Here is an 18,170-nt window from a genome sequence, read left to right on the forward strand (position 1 = left end):
AGCGCGGGGCCGCTTCGATGAGGCCCCGTGTATGTCCAACTAGTGAACTCTAAGCTGAGCCGTTCGGGGCGACTTCCGTCAAGAGGTTGAACTGTTTCGTGGTGCCCGGTACACGCGCGAGTACGCCGCCCCCGAGGCCGGGGGCGGCGTGCGCGCGGGGGTGCGCGGGGCCCGGTTACTTCAGCGTCGCCGAGGTCAGGCCCGCCTGCACCTGGCGCTGGAAGGACAGGTAGACCACCAGCATCGGGATCATGGCAATGGTCACACCCGCGAAGAGAACGGGCAGGTCGGAGGCGTACCCCTGCTGCTGTTGCAGCTGGATCAGGCCCTGGGTGAGGACGTAGCGCTCGGGGTCGTCACCGCTCTGCGGCTGCATGAGGACCGTGGGCAGGATGAACTGGTTCCACTGCCCCAGAGTGTTGAAGATCCCCACGCTGATCAGTCCGGGCTTGGCCATCGGCAGCATCACCTGGAAGAAGGTACGGGTGTGCGAGGCCCCGTCCAGGATCGCCGCCTCGAAGACCGCCGTGGGCAGGGTCCGGAAGAAGGCGTGCATGAAGAACACCGTGAACGGCATCGAGTAGGCGATGTAGACCAGGATCAGCCCCTGGTAGGTGTTCAGCATGTCCAGCCGCTTGACCATGAAGAACAGCGGGACCAGGGCCAGGAAGACCGGGAACATCGCGCCGGCCACGAAGAAGTAGTACAGCAGCCGGTTGCCCCAGAACCGGTACCGGGCCAGCACGTACGCGGCCATCGACCCGAACAGCATGGTCAGCGGCACGGAGAACACCAGCACGATCACGGTGTTCAGGAAGTAGTCCCCGATGCCCTTGTCCCAGGCACGGCGGAAGACGTCGACGGTCCAGTTCTCCGGCCAGCCGAGGGCCGAGCCGCCGATCTGGGCGTCGGTCTTGAAGGCGCTGAGCACCAGCCACAGCAGCGGCAGCACGATCAGCAGGGCCCACAGGGCGAGGAAGCCGTGGGAGAAGACGTTCAGGACCACGCCCTCGCTGCGCCGGTCGCCCGGCCGGACGGGGACCTTGGCCACCGTCCGCCCGGCCGGCGCGGGGGCGGTCTCCTTGATGGGTGCGCTCATCGTCGTCGCTCCGCTCAGAACTCGATGCGCTCGCGGCGGGTGGCGCGCAGCGTGACCACGGACAGGACCAGCGTGAGCAGCAGCATGACCACACCCATGGCGCAGGCGTAACCGCTCTTGCCGTAGTAGAGGAAGTTCCGCATCATCACCGTCGACATCACGTCGCTGTGGTGGTCGGGGCCGCCGCCGTACGCGCCCATGTTCTGGGTCATCGAGGAGACCAGTACGAACATGTCCATGGCGACGATGCCGAGGTAGACCCAGGCGGTCTGCACCGAGTCCCACAGCAGCGGCAGGGTGATACGGAAGAAGGACTGGTTCCGGCTCGCCCCGTCGATCAGGGCGGCCTCGTAGATGTCCCGCGGGATGGACTGCATGGCGGCCGAGAACAGCACCAGGTAGAAGCCGACGCCGTGCCACACCACGACCAGCAGCAGTGCCCACAGCACCATGTTCGGCTCGTTGAGCCACTCCACCGGGTTGTCGGCGTCCACCAGGCCGAGCTTGATCAGCAGGCCGTTGAGCAGACCGCCGCCGTCACTGCGGTACACCGCGTTGAACAGCACCGCGAGGATGGCCAGCGACAGCACCTGCGGGAAGAAGTAGAGGATCTTGTAGAACTTCGCGCCGGCGACTCCCTGCACCCCGCCGGCCCGGCCTCGCCCGCCCGCGTTCAGCATGAAGGCGAAGAACAGGGCGAGCAGAATCGTGATCACCGGGATGAAGACCAGGAAGAGGATGTTGTGCCAGATGGCCTCCAGGAAGACGTCGTCCTGGAACAGCTTCCTGTAATTGTCCAGACCAACGAAGTGGAAGGTCTGGGACTGCCCCTTCCAGTCGGTCAGCGAATAGCCGAACGTCTGGAGGTACGGCCAGATCACGAAGATCACATAAAGCGCCACGGGAACGAGGAGAAACCCCGCGACGAACCGGTACTGCCCTTTGCGCATGGCCTGTTTCCTGCCCTGTGGTAGAGCGCCCCGAAGGGGTGCGGGGCTGTGCCGATATGCGGCTCGGCCGCGTGGGCGCGACCAGCCACGACGAACCGGCACTCGCGAGTGTCCCGCACCCCCGCGGCGACTGGGCGAACCTAATCCCGGTGGTTCTTCTTGGACGCGGGGTCCTTGGCCTGCTTGTCCACCGCCGCCTGACAGCGTTTCAGCCACTCCTTCGGCTGAATCCGCTTGGACATCAGCTCGTTGGACGCGGCCTCGATGGCGGTCCCCATCTCGCCGTACCACTCGGTGTACAGGTACCGGAAGGTGTTGTCACCGGCCGCCTTGGACGCCTCGACCGTGGACTGCGTACCCGGCCGCAGCCGGACACCCGGGTCGACTCCGTCCTTGAGGATCGTCAGCGAGTTGGCCTGCTTGGCGAAGAGCGTCGACCACTCCTTGGAGAGCATGTGCCGCATGAACTCCTTCGCGGCCGGCAGGTTCTTCGCCTTGGCCGGGATGACGAAGGGCTCGCCCGAACCGGCCCGGATCGCCTCGAAGGGCAGCTTGCTGCCGGGCAGCAGCGGCATCGGCAGGAACTTCATGTCGAAGTCGGTCGGCGTCTGCTTGAGCTGCTCGTTCTCCAGCCAGGAGCCGGAGGTGATGAACACGGCCTTGTACTGGTTCCAGCGGGTCTGCGACTCGGTGTGGGTCAGGCCGTTGGTACCGGGCATCAGGAAGCCCTTCTCGACCACCTCGTAGATCGCCTCGATGGCCTCCTGGGCCGCCTCGGAACCGACGAACGCCTTGGGGTCGAGGTTGTCGATCGCCTTCATGGCGTCCAGGCCGCCCTTCTTGGCGATCAGGTCCATGATGGCGACGTTGATGTAGTACGGGTACTTGCCCTGGTGGGCGAGGCCGCCGATGCCCTGCGACTTGGCGTCCTTGCAGATGGCGAGGAAGTCGGCCCAGGTCTTGGGCTCCTCCCAGCCCTTCTCCTTGAAGAGCTTGCCGGAGTACCACAGCCCCCACACCGTGTAGATGTAGTTCAGGGCGACGATCTTGCCCTCCTGCAGGCCCGGGTCGAGCGTGCCCGGGATCAGGGTGTCGCGGACCTTCTTGGCGGGGTCGTCCACCGAGGGGGCGTCCAGCACCTCGGCGAGGTCCAGCAGCTGCCCGTTCTTGTAGAGGACGTCGATGTTGATCTTCTGGGCGCCGGAGTCGTCGACGATGTCCGGCGGGTTGCCCGCGTTGAAGCGCGGCTGGAGCTTGCCGGTGATCTCCTGGGTGCCGGTGTGGGTGGAGGTGATGCCGAGCTTCTCGGCGAAGTCGGCCTCCCACGCCTTGGCGTAATCGTCGCCGTATCCGCCCTTGAAGACGACGACGTCGAGCTTGCTGCCCTTCTTGGCACCGAACGGGTTGTCCTTGGACGCCTTTCCCTTGATGCCGCCCTCCCCCGAGTCGCCGTCCCCGCCGCCGCTGGCGCAGGCGGACAGCAGGCCCATTCCGGGTGCGGCGACCAGGCCGAGCGCCGCGGACCGCTTGATCAGATCACGACGGCCCACACCTTCGGCATCGTGGTGCGCAGTGGATCCCATGCTCAAGTCCTCGCCTTCTCCAGGACTCAGGCGGTGAACCGGATCCTCCCCGGCACCGCTGTCGGGTAGTGCTGGGTCGTGCTGGAAACGCCGACAGGTATAGTCCACTTCCCGCCGACGGAGCAAGATCGAATGCATGGTTCGCGTTGGGTCTTTTCCGAGTTGAGACCTCGCGGAAATATGCCGGCCCGGCGGAGGACCCCGCGGAAAAAGACGCGACATAACTCCCTGAATGCCACAGCCAACACCCTTGACATCACGGACCACTTGACCACCTACTGGTTCCTGCGCCCGGTAGCTGACAACGTTGTCCGGAGGGGCGCAGGAGGGGAAATCCTTAGATGCAGCGGAGAACGCGGCACAGATGGGGTCCGGCGGCCGTCCTCACGGCCGCCTTTGTCATGGCCGTCGGCGCGCAGGGCGCCGCGGTCGCCCTGCCGGCCAAGACTCCGGCGGCCGACCGGGAGTTCGCATCCTCGTTCGAGGCGGGCGATCCGGCGCCGGACTGGCTGAACACCGTCGACACCGGAGCGGACGGCCACAAGCGCGCCTCGGGCGTCGACGGCGGCTACAGCACCGGCATTCCGGGCAATGTCACCGACCATGTCACCGAAGTGCGGGCGAGCGCCGAGAACGCGGGCGCCGGCGAGGTCAAGGAGAACCTCGTCGACGGCGAGCCCGGCACCAAGTGGCTGGCCTTCGAGCCCACCGGCTGGGTGGAGTTCGACCTGGACAAGCCGATCAAGATAGCGACGTACGCGCTCACCTCGGCCAACGACTACGCGGAGCGCGACCCCGCGGACTGGACCCTCCAGGGCTCGGCCGACGGCAAGACCTGGAAGACGCTCGACACCCGCTCGGGCGAGACCTTCGCCGAGCGGTTCCAGACGAAGTCGTACGACCTCGCCGAGCCGGCGGAGTACCCGTACTTCCGGCTGGAGGTGACGCGGAACGCCGGCGCCCCGGACATCCTGCAGCTGGCCGACGTGCAGCTGTCCGCCGGAGGCACCGGCGGTCCGGTGCCGCAGGACATGCTGACCCTGGTCGACAAGGGACCGAGCGGCTCCCCGACCGCCAAGGCGCGGGCCGGGTTCACCGGAAAGCGTGCCCTGCGCTACGCCGGCCGGCACACGGCGGGCGGCCGGGCCTACTCGTACAACAAGGTCTTCGACGTGAACGTGAAGGTGGGCGGCGACACCCGGCTGTCGTACCGCATCTTCCCGTCGATGGCCGACGGCGACCGCGACTACGACGCCACGAACGTCTCCGTCGACCTGGCCTTCACCGACGGCACCTACCTGAGCGGCCTGGGCGCCCTGGACCAGCACGGCTTCCCGCTCTCCCCGCGCGGGCAGGGCGCGTCGAAGGCCCTGTACGTCAACCAGTGGAACGACGTGAGCGCCCGGATCGGCTCGGTGGCGGCCGGCAGGACCGTCGACCGGGTCCTGGTGGCGTACGACTCCCCCGACGGCCCGGCGAAGTTCCGCGGCTGGCTGGACGACGTGACCCTGGAGCCGGTGGCGCCCGAGAAGCCGAAGGCGCACCTGTCGGACTACGCGCTGACCACCCGGGGCACCAACTCCAGCGGCAGCTTCTCGCGCGGCAACGACTTCCCGGCGACCGCCCTGCCGCACGGCTTCAACTTCTGGACGCCGGTGACCAACGCGTCCTCGCTCAGCTGGCTGTACGAGTACGCGCGTGCGAACAACGCCGACAACCTGCCGACGATCCAGGCGTTCAGCGCGAGCCACGAGCCGAGCCCGTGGATGGGCGACCGGCAGACCTTCCAGCTGATGCCGTCGGCCGCGTCCGGCACCCCGGACACCGGCCGCGAGGCGCGGGAGCTGCCCTTCCGGCACGAGAACGAGACCGCGCGGCCGTACTACTACGGGGTGCGGTTCGAGAACGGTCTCCGGGCCGAGATGACCCCGACCGACCACGCGGCCGTGCTCCGCTTCACCTACCCCGGCGACAACGCGAACGTGCTGTTCGACAACGTCACCGAGCAGGCCGGGCTGACGCTCGACAAGGAGCACGGGATCGTCACCGGCTACTCGGACGTGAAGTCGGGCCTGTCCACGGGCGCCACCCGGCTGTTCGTGTACGGCGAGTTCGACAAGCCGGTCACCGAGGGCACGTCGAGCGGGGTGAAGGGGTACCTGCGGTTCGACGCGGGCGCCGACCGCACCGTCACGCTGCGCCTGGCGACCTCGCTCATCGGCATCGACCAGGCGAAGGACAACCTGCGCCGGGAAATCCCGGACGGCACCTCCTTCGACACGGTCCGGACGCGGGCCCGACGAGCCTGGGACAAGCTGCTCGGCAAGGTCGAGGTGGAGGGGGCGACTCCGGACCAGCTGACCACGCTGTACTCCGGTCTGTACCGGCTGTACCTGTACCCGAACTCCGGCTTCGAGCAGGTCGACGGCAAGGACCGGTACGCCTCGCCGTTCTCCCCGATGCCGGGTCCGGACACCCCGACGCACACCGGCGCGAAGATCGTCGACGGCAGGGTGTACGTGAACAACGGCTTCTGGGACACGTACCGGACCACCTGGCCGGCGTACTCGTTCCTGACGCCGTCGCAGGCCGGCGAGATGGTCGACGGGTTCGTGCAGCAGTACAAGGACGGCGGCTGGACCTCGCGCTGGTCCTCCCCCGGCTACGCCGACCTGATGACCGGCACCTCCTCGGACGTGGCGTTCGCCGACGCCTACGTCAAGGGCGTGCGGTTCGACGCGAAGGCGGCGTACGACGCGGCCGTGAAGAACGCGACCGTCGTCCCGCCGACGTCCGGCGTGGGCCGCAAGGGCATGGCCACCTCACCCTTCCTCGGCTACACCTCGACCGACACGCACGAGGGCCTGTCGTGGGCGATGGAGGGCTACGTCAACGACTACGGCATCGCGAAGATGGGCGAGGCTCTCTACCGGAAGACGGGCGAGAAACGTTACCGGGAGGAGTCGGCGTACTTCCTCAACCGCGCCCGGGACTACGTGAACCTGTTCGACGCCAAGGCGGGCTTCTTCCAGGGCCGCGACGGCAGGGGCGACTGGCGCGTGGACTCCGCGAAGTACGACCCCCGCGTGTGGGGCTACGACTACACGGAGACCAACGGCTGGGGTTACGCCTTCACCGCCCCACAGGACAGCCGGGGCCTGGCCAACCTCTACGGCGGCCGGCCGGGTCTCGCCGACAAGCTGGACGAGTACTTCGCCACCCCGGAGACGGCCTCCCCCGACCACGTCGGCTCCTACGGCGGTGTCATCCACGAGATGACCGAGGCGCGGGACGTCCGGATGGGCATGTACGGCCACTCCAACCAGGTCGCGCACCACGTCATCTACATGTACGACGCGGCCGGCGAGCCCTGGAAGGCGCAGGCGTACGTCCGTGAGGCGCTCTCCCGGCTGTACACCGGCAGCGAGATCGGGCAGGGCTACCACGGCGACGAGGACAACGGCGAGCAGTCGGCCTGGTACCTGTTCTCCGCGCTCGGCTTCTACCCGCTGGTGATGGGCAGCGGCGAGTACGCCATCGGCTCCCCGCTGTTCAAGAAGGTCACCGTGCACCTGGAGAACGGCCGGGACCTGGTGGTGCGGGCGCCGAAGAACAGCGCGAAAAACGTCTACGTCCAGGGCGTGAAGTTCAACGGCCGCCCATGGACGTCGACTTCACTGCCGCACTCGCTGCTGTCCAAGGGCGGAGTGCTGGACTTCTCCATGGGCTCCGAGCCGTCGGCGTGGGGCACGGGCAGGAACGCGGCGCCGGTCTCCATCACCCGGGACGACAAGGTGCCGGCGCCCCGGGGGGACGTCCTGAAGGGCGCCGGCGCGCTCTTCGACGACACCTCGGCGACGAGCGCGACGGTCACCTCGGCGGACCTGCCGGCCGAGGGCACGGTCAGGCCGGTCCAGTACACGCTGACCTCGGGCGCCGACCGCACGAAGGCACCGACCGGCTGGACCCTCCAGGGTTCCGCCGACGGTACGCACTGGCACACCCTGGACCACCGCTCCGGCGAAACCTTCACCTGGGACCGCCAGACCCGCGCCTTCACCATCGCCGACCCGGGCACCTACCCGAAGTACCGCCTGGTCCTGGACGACGAGTCGGCCCTGGCGGAGGTGGAACTGCTGGCCTGAGGAGCAGCACGCGTGCGACAGTCGGCCCATGGAAGAGGTGCTCGCCGTTCACCGGCTCCTCGCCCGGTGGGCCGGCTTCGTCGCGGACGTGGAGGACGGCTACTGCTGGTGCGCGCCGGAGTACCTCGACGACATGGCGTGCCGTGACGGGCTGACGGAGGCCTGGCCCGCGTTGCCCGCGGAGCCGGCCTCCGAGTTGCGCCCGGTGCTCGACCGCTGGGACGCCCGGTTCCGTGCCGCCACCGTCCCGTGGCCGGGGCACGAGGAGGACGTCCGGTGGTGGCGCGGGCGCATCCCGCGGCTGCTGGCGGCGGAACCCGGTGAGCCGCTGTACCGGGGCTGGCCCGACGGGTGGGAGATGATGCCGTTCCCGCGGCCGGACGGCGTGCGCATCGAGCGATGAGGAGGCGGCCCGCCCCGGGAGACCGGGTGCGGGCCGCTTCGCTGTGCTCGGGGTGCGGGGGCTCAGCCGGTGGCGAGGGTGAAGACGTGCAGGTCCGCGTCGCGCGGGAGCGTGACGCTAAGGATCTGCCGGCCGGCCGGGGCCTGGTAGGGCTTGGTGGCGAAGACGTACGTCGCCACCGGGTCCTTGTCGGCGCCGGCGACGTTGCGGTACGCGGTCCTGGCGACGACCTCGTTGCCGTACTGGACGGTGCCGCCTCCGCCGCCCACGGTCCAGTCGGTGAAGGACAGGTCGACGGTGTCGGTGGTGCCGTCGGTGTAGGTGACGGTCGCCCGGGTCTGCTGGTTGCCGTTGACCGCGCTGCCGATGAAGGACAACCTGTCTGCCGACGAGGCCAGTTGGATGGTCTGGCCGGACGCCGAGGCGTTGTCGGGGCGGCCGGCGGGTGAGGCGGGCCAGGTGAAGGCGAGGCCGCCGGCCGTGCCGTGCCCGCCCGGGGTGAGGCCGGCCGCCGCGAGGGCCTGCCGGGAGTAGCTCCAGCCGCCGCCGTCGTAGTCGGCCTCGTCGTGCTCGCCGTCGTCGTCGGAGACACCGGTGTTGTCGTAGGCGGCGAGCAGGGTGCCCGGGGCGGCCACGGTGAGCGCCACCGGCTGCTCGTAGGAGGAGTCGCCCGAGGTCACCGTGACCCTGACGTCGGCGAAGCCCTGCTCGGCGTCCTCGGCGGCGGTGAGGGTGATCTGCCGGGCGCCGTCGGTGACCGTGCCCTCGGCGGGCTCGGCCGTCACCCCGGCCGGGGTCCGCACCCGGAAGCGCACCTCGGGGCCGCTGCCGCCGGTCAGCGACAGCGCGCGGACGCCGATGGTCGTGCGGTCCCCGGGGGCGAGGGTGGCCGTGGTGGGCCCGACACCGATCTGGTACGGCTGCTCGCCCTCCCGGAAGGACGGCGGCGGGCTGTCCGCGCCCCAGCCGCGGTCCGGGGTGGCGGACAGGGTGTAGTCGAGCCGGCCGCCGTGCCGGACGAAGGACGCGGGCAGCCACGGGCGCGCGCTGGTACGGCCGTTCACCTTCAGCGACCGCACGTAGGGCGCGTCGGCCGCCGCTCCCGCGGCCCGGACCGAGATGTCGCCGCCGTGCGGCCGGTCGATCTCGATCCGCTCGAACAGCGGCGAGGCGAGGACCAGTTCGGCGCGGGACGGCACCTGCGGGTACATGCCGAGGGCGGAGAAGACGTACCAGGCGGACATCGCGCCGAGGTCGTCGTTGCCCGGGATGCCGCCGGGCTCGGTGGACCACAGCTGCCGCATCGCCGCGCGGACGGTCTCCTGCGTCTTGTAGGGGGCACCCGCGTAGGCGTACAGGTAGGGGACGTTGATCGACGGCTCGTTGTCCAGTTCGGACTTGGTGCCGCCGTGGCCGGTGAAGGCCCAGCCGCCGTCGGCGTCGTGGAAGAAGTCGTCCAGCCGGGCGAGCGCCTTCTCCCGGCCGCCCAGCGCGGCGAAGAGGCCCGCCGGGTCGTGCGGGACCATCCAGGTGTACTGGGCGGCCGAGCCCTCGACGAACCCGTTGCCGGTGTCCGGGGTGAAGCCGGTGACCCAGCTGCCGTCGGCCTTGCGGTTGGCGACGTAGCCGCCGTCCGGCGCGGCCGCGATGTTGAAGTTGTTCTGCCACCACTGGGCGCGGCGGGTGAAGCGGGCCGCCGTGTCCTTCTCCCCGGCGGCCCGGGCGAGCTGGGAGATCGCGAAGTCCGCGGTGGACATCTCCAGCGTCTCCGCCGCGCCGCCCCAGGCGTTGGACACGCTCGGCATGTAGTGCAGCCGGAGGTACTTGTCGAGGGAAGGGCGCTGGCCCGCCGACAGCACGGGCTTGCCGGCCGGGGACAGGTCCTGCGGTGTGGGCACGGTCGCCGCCCGCACCAGGGACCTCAGGGCGCCTTCGAGGTCGAAGTCCGTGCCGCCGAAGGCGTGGATGCCGGCCAGCGCGGTCGGCGAGGGGTCGCCGTTCATGACGTGGGTGCCGCTCGCCCCGTGCAGCCAGCGGTCCCACACGCCGCCGTTCTGCCGGGCCAGCTCGTACAGGGACTGCGCGATGTCCGAGCCGGTGCGCGGGTCGAGCAGCGTCAGCAGCTGGACCTGGTCGCGGTAGACGTCCCAGCCGGAGAAGGTGCCGTACTGGGCCCGCCGGCGGCGGTCGACCGTGTGCACGCGGCCGTCGGCGCCCCGGTACCTGCCGTCGGCGTCGCTGATGATGTTCGGGTGCAGCAGCGCGTGGTAGAGCGCGGTGTAGAAGGTGGTGCGCTCGGCGTCCGTGCCGCCGCCGACCCGGACGGCCCCGAGCCGCTCCCGCCAGGCCCGCCGGGCCGCGTCCCGAACCGCGTCGAAGGACCGCCCCGGGGGGTTCTCGGCGGCCAGGTTGGCCGCGGCGGCCTCCCTGCTGACGTAGGAGATGCCGACCTTGACGTTCACCGGGCCGTCGCCGGGCGCGAACTCGACGTAGCCGCCGGCGCCCTTCCCGGCGACCGGCCGGCCGCCGTGGGTGAAGCCGCCGGTGCCGCCGGAGGTCTCCCGGGAGCCGGGCTCCAGGCGGTCGTCGTGCCAGGTGCCGGCGGCCTGGAAGGCGCGGTCGAAGCGGGCGGTGAAGTAGAGGGTGTAGTAGGCGCGTTGGCCCTCGGGGTCGAGGTACCCGCAGAAGTTGCCGGAGGTGACCGAGCCGGAGACGGTCCGGGTGTCCGGGTCGATCGTGACCGTGGAGTCCGCCGAGCCGACCTCGGAGTTGGCCGTGCGCACGAGCAGGGAGGCGGGCTTGCCGGCCGGGTAGGTGAAGCGGGCCGAGCCGGTGCGCGCGGTGGCGGTGAGGTCGGCGGTGACGCCGGAGGCAAGGCCGACCCGGTAGTGGCCGGGTTCGGCGGTCTCGTCGGCGTGCCGGAAGTCGGAGGCGTAGACGGCGTCCTTGGTGTCGCTCGCCGGGGAGGAGGTGACCTCGCCGGCGTACGGGAAGAACGGGATGTCGCCGCTGCCGCCCGCGCAGCCGGTGCCGGACATGTGGGTGAGGCTGAAGCCGCGGATGCGGGTGGCGTCGTACTGGTAGCCGCCCGGGGCGGCGGTCCTGGTCGCGTCGCCGCGGGTGTTCTCCGGGCTCCAGGAGAGCATGCCGAAGGGCAGGACGGCGCCCGGGAAGACGTCGCCGCCGTTGCGGGTGCCGATCAGCGGATCGACGTACGGGGTGGGGTCCTTGACGAGGACGGGGGGAGCGGCGGTCGCCGCCAGGGCGGGGGTTGCGGTGCCGCCGGTCGCGAGGAGCGCGGCCAGCAGCAGGGACGCGGGTCTCAAACGCATGACGCGGCCCTTCCTCCTAACGGACGGGTCGCGCACCACAGGTCGCACAAGCCGCAGGGACAGTAACGTGTGCCACCGGTACCACGGAAGACCGCGTACGCGCCGTCCGGCGCACGCCGGCATCACCCGGTCGGGCTAGCCAAGTGGGTTGACATCGTTGTCCGTTCAGGCGGTAGAGTCATGTACAGACCATATGACAACGATGTCGCGCGGCCAGTGCGCCGCACAAGCCACGCACTACGCAGGCCATTTCCCTCCGGGCAGGTATCCCACCCCCCTCACCTGCCCGGCTCGCGGACCCGGTGCGCACCGCCACCGGGTCCGCCCAGAGCGGCTCAACCGACCCCGCAGGGCAGGGTGGTGACGCTGTCACCGCCGTCCCCGCCGTCCCCCTGGCCGGTGTAGCCGAACGTCGCCGACCGGCCGGGGCTCAACGAGCCGTTCCGGCCCGCGGAGTGGGCCGCCCAGGCGTTGCAGGAGAAGTCGACCGTGGCGTCCGCGGTCAGGTGGGTCACCGGCCGGTCGTCCCGGGCCGGGTCGAAGCCCGTGAAGCCGGGATTGCCGCCGCTGGACAGCCGGCCGTCCGGCACGAAGCCGCGGGTGCGGCCGGCGCCGTCGGAGCGGAGCACCGGCAACCAGTTGTAGAACGGCGTGGTCCCGCCGGCCTGCCGGGCCGCCTCGCAGGCCGGGTTGACGGCCTTGATCTCGTCGGTGTCGGTGAGCGCGTCCCGCCAGCACAGGAAGGTGCGGCTGCCCGGCTTCACGGGGTGCCGTGGGCCGTGGCCGGGCCGTCGGCGGCGAGGATCAGGCCGAGGGCGGGCAGGGCGGCGAGCAGGGCCAGGGTGATCAGGAGGAGGGCGGAGCGGCGGCCGGGGCGTTGGGCTCGGGGCCGGACCACGAGGGGGGCGCAAGGTGACGTGGTGGGAGCGCTCCCACTCCACCTCTTCCGGAAGCTGGCGCCAACCGCCGAAGGTGTACACGCCCGCGCGGCGACCGGCCCCGCATCGGGCCGCCGAGGGCACGCTTGACAAGGGTTCACTCAAGTTTTATTCCGAAGGTGAGGCAGGCCGGGAGGCGACCGGATGGAGGAAGGCTCCCGGGCCGCCGTAGCGCGCAGGACCGGTGTGCTGGGTACCCGGCGGGTCAGAAGTGCGGCGCACGGGGTGAGGAGGAGGGAGAACGCAGATGGCGCGTCCGGTCGGTATCGACCTCGGTACGACGAACTCGGTGGTCTCGGTCCTGGAGGGCGGCGAGCCCACCGTCATCACCAACACGGAAGGCGCACGCACCACGCCGTCGGTCGTGGCCTTCGCCAAGAACGGCGAGGTCCTGGTCGGCGAGGTGGCCAAGCGGCAGGCCGTGACGAACGTGGAGCGCACCGCGCGCTCGGTCAAGCGGCACGTGGGCGACCACGCCTGGCGGTTCCCCGACCAGGGGGACATCGACGGCAAGCGGTACACGGCGCAGGAGATCTCCGCGCGCGTGCTGCAGAAGCTGAAGCGGGACGCGGAGGCGTACCTCGGCGAGGACGTCACCGACGCGGTGATCACCGTGCCCGCGTACTTCGACGACGCCCAGCGGCAGGCCACCAAGGAGGCCGGTGAGATCGCGGGCCTGAACGTGCTGCGGATCATCAACGAGCCGACGGCGGCGGCGCTGGCGTACGGGCTGGACAAGGAGAACGACCAGACGGTCCTCGTCTTCGACCTGGGCGGCGGCACCTTCGACGTGTCGCTGCTGGAGATGGGCGAGGGCGTCATCGAGGTGAAGGCCACCAACGGCGACACCCGCCTCGGGGGCGACGACTGGGACCAGCGGGTCGTGGACCACCTGGTCCAGCAGTTCAAGAACAACTACGGCGTGGACCTCGCCAAGGACAAGATGGCCGTGCAGCGGCTGCGGGAGGCGGCGGAGCGGGCGAAGATCGAGCTGTCCTCCTCCACGGAGACCTCGATCAACCTGCCGTACATCACCGCGTCCGCCGAGGGCCCGCTGCACCTGGACGAGAAGCTGACCCGGGCCCAGTTCCAGCAGCTCACCGCCGACCTGCTGGAGCGCTGCAAGGCGCCGTTCCACAACGCGATCAAGGACGCCGGGATCAAGGTGTCCGACATCGACCACGTGGTGCTGGTGGGCGGCTCGACCCGGATGCCGGCCGTGACCGAGCTGGTGAAGGAGCTGACCGGCAAGGACCCGCACAAGGGCGTCAACCCCGACGAGGTCGTCGCCGTCGGCGCCTCCCTGCAGGCCGGTGTGCTCAAGGGCGAGGTCAAGGACGTCCTGCTGCTCGACGTCACCCCGCTGTCCCTCGGTATCGAGACCAAGGGCGGCATCATGACCAAGCTGATCGAGCGCAACACCACGATCCCCACCCGGCGTTCGGAGATCTTCACCACGGCCGAGGACAATCAGCCCTCGGTGACCGTGCAGGTCTACCAGGGCGAACGCGAGATCGCCGCGTACAACAAGAAGCTCGGCATGTTCGAGCTGACCGGCATCGCGCCCGCCCCGCGCGGGGTGCCGCAGATCGAGGTGGCCTTCGACATCGACGCCAACGGCATCATGCACGTCTCCGCCAAGGACCTCGGCACCGGCAAGGAACAGAAGATGACGGTGACCGGCGGTTCGGCGCTGCCCCGGGACGACATCGACCGGATGGTCCGGGAGGCGGAGCAGCACGCCGAGGAGGACCGCAACCGCCGGGAGGCCGCGGAGACGCGCAACCAGGCCGAGCAGCTCGTGTACTCCACCGAGAAGCTCATCAAGGACAACGCGGACAAGATCCCGGCCGACGCGAGGTCCGAGACGGAGGCGGCGCTGGCCGAGCTGAAGGAGAAGCTGAAGTCGGAGGACACGGCGGCCATCCGGCAGGCCCTGGACCATGCCGCGCAGGCCGCGCAGAAGATCGGTACGGCGCTGTACGAGCGGTCGCGGACGGAGCAGGCCGCGCAGCCCGGTGCCGGCGGCACGGCGGCCTCCGGCGGGGACGACGAGGTGGTGGACGCGGAGATCGTCGACGACGACAAGCCGGAGGCGGGCTGATCATGGACGGGGCGCGGACGCCGAGCACGGGTGAGGTGGAGCGCCTGCTCAGGGAGCGCACCGCCGATCTGCAGAGGGTGAAGGCGGAGTACGACAACTACCGCAAGCGGGTGCGGCGGGACCGCATGGCCGTGCGCGAGATCGCCGTCGCCAACGTGCTGACCGCGCTGCTGCCGGTGGTGGACGCCGTGGACCGGGCGTGCGCGCACGAGCCGCTCACGCCCGGCCTGAAGGACATCGCCGACACGCTGGGCGCGCGGCTGGGCGCACTGGGCCTGGAGGCGTTCGGGGAGGAGGGCCAGCCGTTCGACCCGGCGTGCCACGAGGCGGTCGTGCACCACGCGGCCCCGGGCGCCGAACGGCTGGTCTGCGCGGAGATCCTGCGCCCCGGCTACCGGATCGGCGACCGTCTGCTGCGGCCCGCGCACGTAGCGGTCAGCGGGCCGCCATGACCCCCCGGCGTGGTGCGGCGGCACGGTGGCGCGGACGGGCCGTCCGGTCCGCCGGCGCCGGTCCGAATGTGTCCACCTCGTGGACGGACCATAGCCACACGGAAAACAGCAGTGCTACAAATGCGGTCATGTCGGACGCATCTGTCCGAGGCAGGCGTCTCTCGTGGCGCACTGTGATCGGCAAGATTCCCCGGAGCGTCGCCGGACAGGTCTTCCTGTTCCAGGTCGCTCTGGTGGTGCTGCTCGTCCTGTGCGCCGTCCTCGCCCTCGTTCTGCAGTCGAAGCGGGACAACACCGCCGAGGCCAAGCACCGGTCCATAGCCGTCGCGCAGACCTTCGCCCACTCTCCGGGGCTGGTCCAGGCGCTGCGGTCGCCCGAGCCGTCGCGGATCCTGCAGCCGCTGGCCGAGGCCGGGCGCAAGTCCGCGGGCGTCGACTTCATCGTGGTCATGGACACCCACGGCATCCGCTACACCCATCCGCTGCCCAGCAAGATCGGTCATCGGTTCGTGGGCGCCATCGAACCGTCGCTGGCCGGCAAGGTGTACACCGAGAGCGTGCACGGCCCGCTGGGTCACGAGGTGCAGGCCACCGTGCCCGTGGACGACGACCGCGGCAGGGTGGTCGCGCTGGTCTCCGCCGGGCTGAAGGTCAAGAACGTCACCAGCGAGCTGGACCGGCAGCTGCCGATCATCCTGGCCGCCGGGGCCGGCGCGCTCGTGGTGTCGACCGGCGGCACCGCCCTGGTGGGGCGCCGGCTGCGGCGGCAGACGCACAGCCTGGCGCCGGACGAGATGAGCCGCATGTACCAGCACCACGACACCGTGCTGCACTCGGTGCGGGAGGGCGTGCTCATCATCGGGTCCGACGGCCGGCTGCTGCTCGTCAACGACGAGGCCCGGCGCCTGCTGGAGCTGCCCACCGACGCCGAGGGGCGCACGGTGCGGGAGCTGCCGGATCTGGACCCGGCGACGGTGGAGCTGCTCGCCTCCCGGCGCCCGGCCAGCGACGAGCTGCACTTCGCCAAGGGCCGCCTGCTGGCGGTCAACCAGCGGCCCACCGACCGCGCCGGCTGTCCCGGCGGCACCGTCGTGACGCTGCGCGACTCCACCGAGCTGCAGGCGGTGTCCGGGCGCGCCGAGACCGCCCGGGAGCGGCTGGAGCTGCTGTACGACGCGGGCCTGTGCATCGGCAGCACGCTGGACGTGATGCGCACGGCCGACGAGCTGGCGCGGGTCGCCGTCCCGCGGTTCGCCGATTTCATCACCGTGGACCTGGCCGACGCCGTCCTGCACGGCGAGGAGCCGGCTCCGACGGCGACGGACATGCGGCGGGTCGCCGTCGCCGGTATCCGGGACGACCACCCGCTCTACGAGCAGGGCCGGCTGATCGACTTCCTGCCCTCCACCCCGCAGGCCCGCAGTTACGGCGCCGGCCGCTCGGAGCTGGTGACCGACCTGGCGGCCGCCGAGGGGTGGCGGGTCCAGGACTCGGAGCGGACCCGGCAGATCCTGGACTTCGGCATCCACTCGCTCATCTCCGCGCCCATCCGGGCCCGCGGTGTCGTACTGGGCATGGCGAACTTCTGGCGCTCCAAACGGGACGCGTTCGACGAGGACGAGCTGTCCCTGGCGGAGGAGCTGGTGGCCCGGGCCGCGGTCAGCATCGACAACGCGCGCCGCTACACCCGCGAGCACACCCTCGCGGTCACCCTGCAGCGCAGTCTGCTGCCCCGGGCGCTGCCCGAGCAGAGCGCGCTGGACGTGGGCTACCGCTATCTGCCGGCGCAGTCGGGGGTGAGCGGCGACTGGTTCGACGTGATCCCGCTGCCGGGCGGCCGGGTGGCGCTGGCCGTCGGCGACGTGGTGGGGCACGGTCTGCACGCCGCCGCGACGATGGGCCGGCTGCGGACCGCGGTGCACAACTTCTCCACGCTGGACCTGCCGCCGGACGAACTGCTCCACCATCTGGACGACCTGGTCGGCCGCATCGACCAGGACGAGGCCTGTCCCGAGACGGCCGGGCAGATCGTGGGCGCCACCTGCCTGTACGCGATCTACGACCCGGTGACGCGCCGGTGCGTCATGGCCCGGGCCGGGCATCCGGCGCCCGCGCTGGTCCACCCCGACGGCAGCGTCACCTTCCCCGAGCTGCCCGCCGGGCCGCCGCTGGGCCTGGGCGGCCTGCCGTTCCGCACGGCCGAGCTGGAGCTGGCCGAGGGCAGCCAGCTCGTGCTGTACACCGACGGTCTGATCGAGGACCGTACGCGGGACCTGGACGAGGGCATGGAGCTGCTGCGCCGGGCCCTGGCGGGCCATCCCGGCCGGTCGCCGGAGGAGAGCTGCCGGGCGGTGCTGGAGCAGCTGCTGCCGGAGCGGCCCGGGGACGACGTCGCGCTGCTCGTCGCGCGCACCCGGGCGCTGCCGGCCGACCGGGTCGCCGACTGGGACGTGCCGCGCGATCCGGCCGCCGTGTCGGGGATGCGCGGCGCGGTCTCCGCCCAGCTGGACGAGTGGGGGCTGTCCGAGCTGGGCTTCGGCATGGAACTCGTGCTGAGCGAGCTGATCACCAACGCCATCCGGTACGGCTCCGACCCGATCCACGTACGGCTGATCCACGACCGCACGCTGATCTGCGAGGTGGCCGACGGCAGCAGCACCTCGCCGCACCTGCGGTACGCCGCGACGACCGACGAGGGCGGCCGGGGCCTGTTCCTGGTCTCGCAACTGTCCGAACGCTGGGGCACCCGCTACACCCCGCACGGCAAGGTCATCTGGGCGGAACTGACCGTACCGGACCTCTCCAAACTCCTCGACGACTGAGGCCGACGCCGGGCCGACAGGAAGACCCCTCGCGGGACGGCGGGGGCCGGGGCGGGAGCCGCTCGCGGGAGATGGCGGGCCGATCTGGTCGCGGTGCCGGCGCGGAGGCCGCGCGCGGGGCGGCGGGGGCCGGGGCGGCAGTGGTGGCGGTCAGACGTGGGAGGGCGGCCGGTGGCCGGGCGGGTGGTGTGGGTCGGATCGTCGTGCCGGTGGGAAGACGGCGGAGGGCCGCACCCCCGGGGTCGGGGGAGTCACCACCGGGGCCTGCCGGGGGCGGGTCATGTTGCCGAAGATCCAGATGGGGAGGGTCTCGATGCCCGGCCCCGCGGTGAACGTGGTGAC

9 protein-coding genes and 2 pseudogenes are annotated in these 18,170 nt (G+C 70.8%); 5 read left to right on the forward strand and 6 right to left on the reverse strand.

Going from position 1 to position 18,170, the window contains the following annotated elements; translation table 11 throughout:
- Positions 1–175 precede the first annotated feature (175 nt).
- The 3 genes from ABZ923_RS31560 to ngcE all read right to left on the reverse strand — a co-directional run bounded on the left by ABZ923_RS31560 (position 176) and on the right by ngcE (position 3,632).
- Positions 176–1,099 (reverse strand): carbohydrate ABC transporter permease, encoded by a 924-nt coding sequence (locus tag ABZ923_RS31560; protein ID WP_361478448.1) that lies wholly within the window; start codon positions 1,097–1,099, stop codon positions 176–178.
- A gap of 14 nt (positions 1,100–1,113) precedes the next feature.
- On the reverse strand, positions 1,114–2,049 hold the full coding sequence (locus tag ABZ923_RS31565; protein WP_361478451.1) for a sugar ABC transporter permease: 936 nt from the start codon (positions 2,047–2,049) through the stop codon (positions 1,114–1,116).
- Between the two features lie 140 nt (positions 2,050–2,189).
- Complete coding sequence (gene ngcE / locus ABZ923_RS31570) at positions 2,190–3,632, reverse strand: N-acetylglucosamine/diacetylchitobiose ABC transporter substrate-binding protein (RefSeq protein WP_361478454.1); 1,443 nt, start codon at positions 3,630–3,632, stop codon at positions 2,190–2,192.
- A 341-nt stretch (positions 3,633–3,973) separates the two neighbouring features.
- On the opposite strand from ngcE, the gene ABZ923_RS31575 reads away from it, so the two are divergent.
- Together ABZ923_RS31575 and ABZ923_RS31580 are read left to right on the forward strand one after the other, a co-directional pair.
- Complete coding sequence (locus ABZ923_RS31575) at positions 3,974–7,777, forward strand: GH92 family glycosyl hydrolase (RefSeq protein ID WP_361478457.1); 3,804 nt, start codon at positions 3,974–3,976, stop codon at positions 7,775–7,777.
- Positions 7,778–7,805: 28 nt separating this feature from the next.
- Entirely contained in the window at positions 7,806–8,180 is a 375-nt protein-coding gene (locus tag ABZ923_RS31580) for a hypothetical protein (protein ID WP_361478460.1), read from the forward strand.
- A gap of 62 nt (positions 8,181–8,242) precedes the next feature.
- On the opposite strand, the gene ABZ923_RS31585 is transcribed toward ABZ923_RS31580, so the two are convergent.
- Together ABZ923_RS31585 and ABZ923_RS31590 are read right to left on the reverse strand one after the other, a co-directional pair.
- The gene (locus ABZ923_RS31585) at positions 8,243–11,512 is read right to left on the reverse strand and encodes a GH92 family glycosyl hydrolase (RefSeq protein WP_361478463.1); all 3,270 of its coding nucleotides are present in this window, start codon (positions 11,510–11,512) and stop codon (positions 8,243–8,245) included.
- Between the two features lie 455 nt (positions 11,513–11,967).
- Positions 11,968–12,410, reverse strand: a pseudogene (locus tag ABZ923_RS31590) (lytic polysaccharide monooxygenase); the annotation flags it as partial.
- A gap of 287 nt (positions 12,411–12,697) precedes the next feature.
- Here ABZ923_RS31590 and dnaK point away from each other — a divergent pair.
- From dnaK to ABZ923_RS31605, 3 genes are all read left to right on the forward strand, one after another.
- On the forward strand, positions 12,698–14,554 hold the full coding sequence (dnaK, locus tag ABZ923_RS31595) for a molecular chaperone DnaK (protein WP_361478466.1): 1,857 nt from the start codon (positions 12,698–12,700) through the stop codon (positions 14,552–14,554).
- A gap of 2 nt (positions 14,555–14,556) precedes the next feature.
- Positions 14,557–15,006 carry a nucleotide exchange factor GrpE gene (gene grpE, locus ABZ923_RS31600; RefSeq protein WP_361478469.1) on the forward strand — a complete coding sequence of 150 codons (450 nt, stop codon included), beginning with the start codon at positions 14,557–14,559 and terminating at the stop codon, positions 15,004–15,006.
- Positions 15,007–15,134: 128 nt separating this feature from the next.
- Positions 15,135–17,828, forward strand: a complete 2,694-nt coding sequence (locus tag ABZ923_RS31605; protein ID WP_361478472.1) for a SpoIIE family protein phosphatase — start codon at positions 15,135–15,137, stop codon at positions 17,826–17,828.
- A 150-nt stretch (positions 17,829–17,978) separates the two neighbouring features.
- Here the strand turns inward: ABZ923_RS31605 and ABZ923_RS31610 are convergent.
- A pseudogene (locus tag ABZ923_RS31610) lies at positions 17,979–18,170 on the reverse strand (ABC transporter permease); the annotation flags it as partial.

Source organism: Streptomyces sp. NPDC046881 (assembly GCF_040645015.1).
Taxonomy (GTDB): domain Bacteria; phylum Actinomycetota; class Actinomycetes; order Streptomycetales; family Streptomycetaceae; genus Streptomyces.

What these genes read in the sequence shown, in the direction of transcription:
- ABZ923_RS31575 (WP_361478457.1), top strand. Translation starts at nt 3,974, where the DNA reads ATGCAGCGGAGAACGCGGCACAGATGGGGTCCGGCGGCCGTCCTCACG.
- ABZ923_RS31580 (WP_361478460.1), top strand. Translation starts at nt 7,806, where the DNA reads ATGGAAGAGGTGCTCGCCGTTCACCGGCTCCTCGCCCGGTGGGCCGGC.
- ABZ923_RS31560 (WP_361478448.1), bottom strand. Translation starts at nt 1,099, where the DNA reads ATGAGCGCACCCATCAAGGAGACCGCCCCCGCGCCGGCCGGGCGGACG.
- ngcE (WP_361478454.1), bottom strand. Translation starts at nt 3,632, where the DNA reads ATGGGATCCACTGCGCACCACGATGCCGAAGGTGTGGGCCGTCGTGAT.
- dnaK (WP_361478466.1), top strand. Translation starts at nt 12,698, where the DNA reads ATGGCGCGTCCGGTCGGTATCGACCTCGGTACGACGAACTCGGTGGTC.
- grpE (WP_361478469.1), top strand. Translation starts at nt 14,557, where the DNA reads ATGGACGGGGCGCGGACGCCGAGCACGGGTGAGGTGGAGCGCCTGCTC.
- ABZ923_RS31605 (WP_361478472.1), top strand. Translation starts at nt 15,135, where the DNA reads ATGTCGGACGCATCTGTCCGAGGCAGGCGTCTCTCGTGGCGCACTGTG.
- ABZ923_RS31565 (WP_361478451.1), bottom strand. Translation starts at nt 2,049, where the DNA reads ATGCGCAAAGGGCAGTACCGGTTCGTCGCGGGGTTTCTCCTCGTTCCC.
- ABZ923_RS31585 (WP_361478463.1), bottom strand. Translation starts at nt 11,512, where the DNA reads ATGCGTTTGAGACCCGCGTCCCTGCTGCTGGCCGCGCTCCTCGCGACC.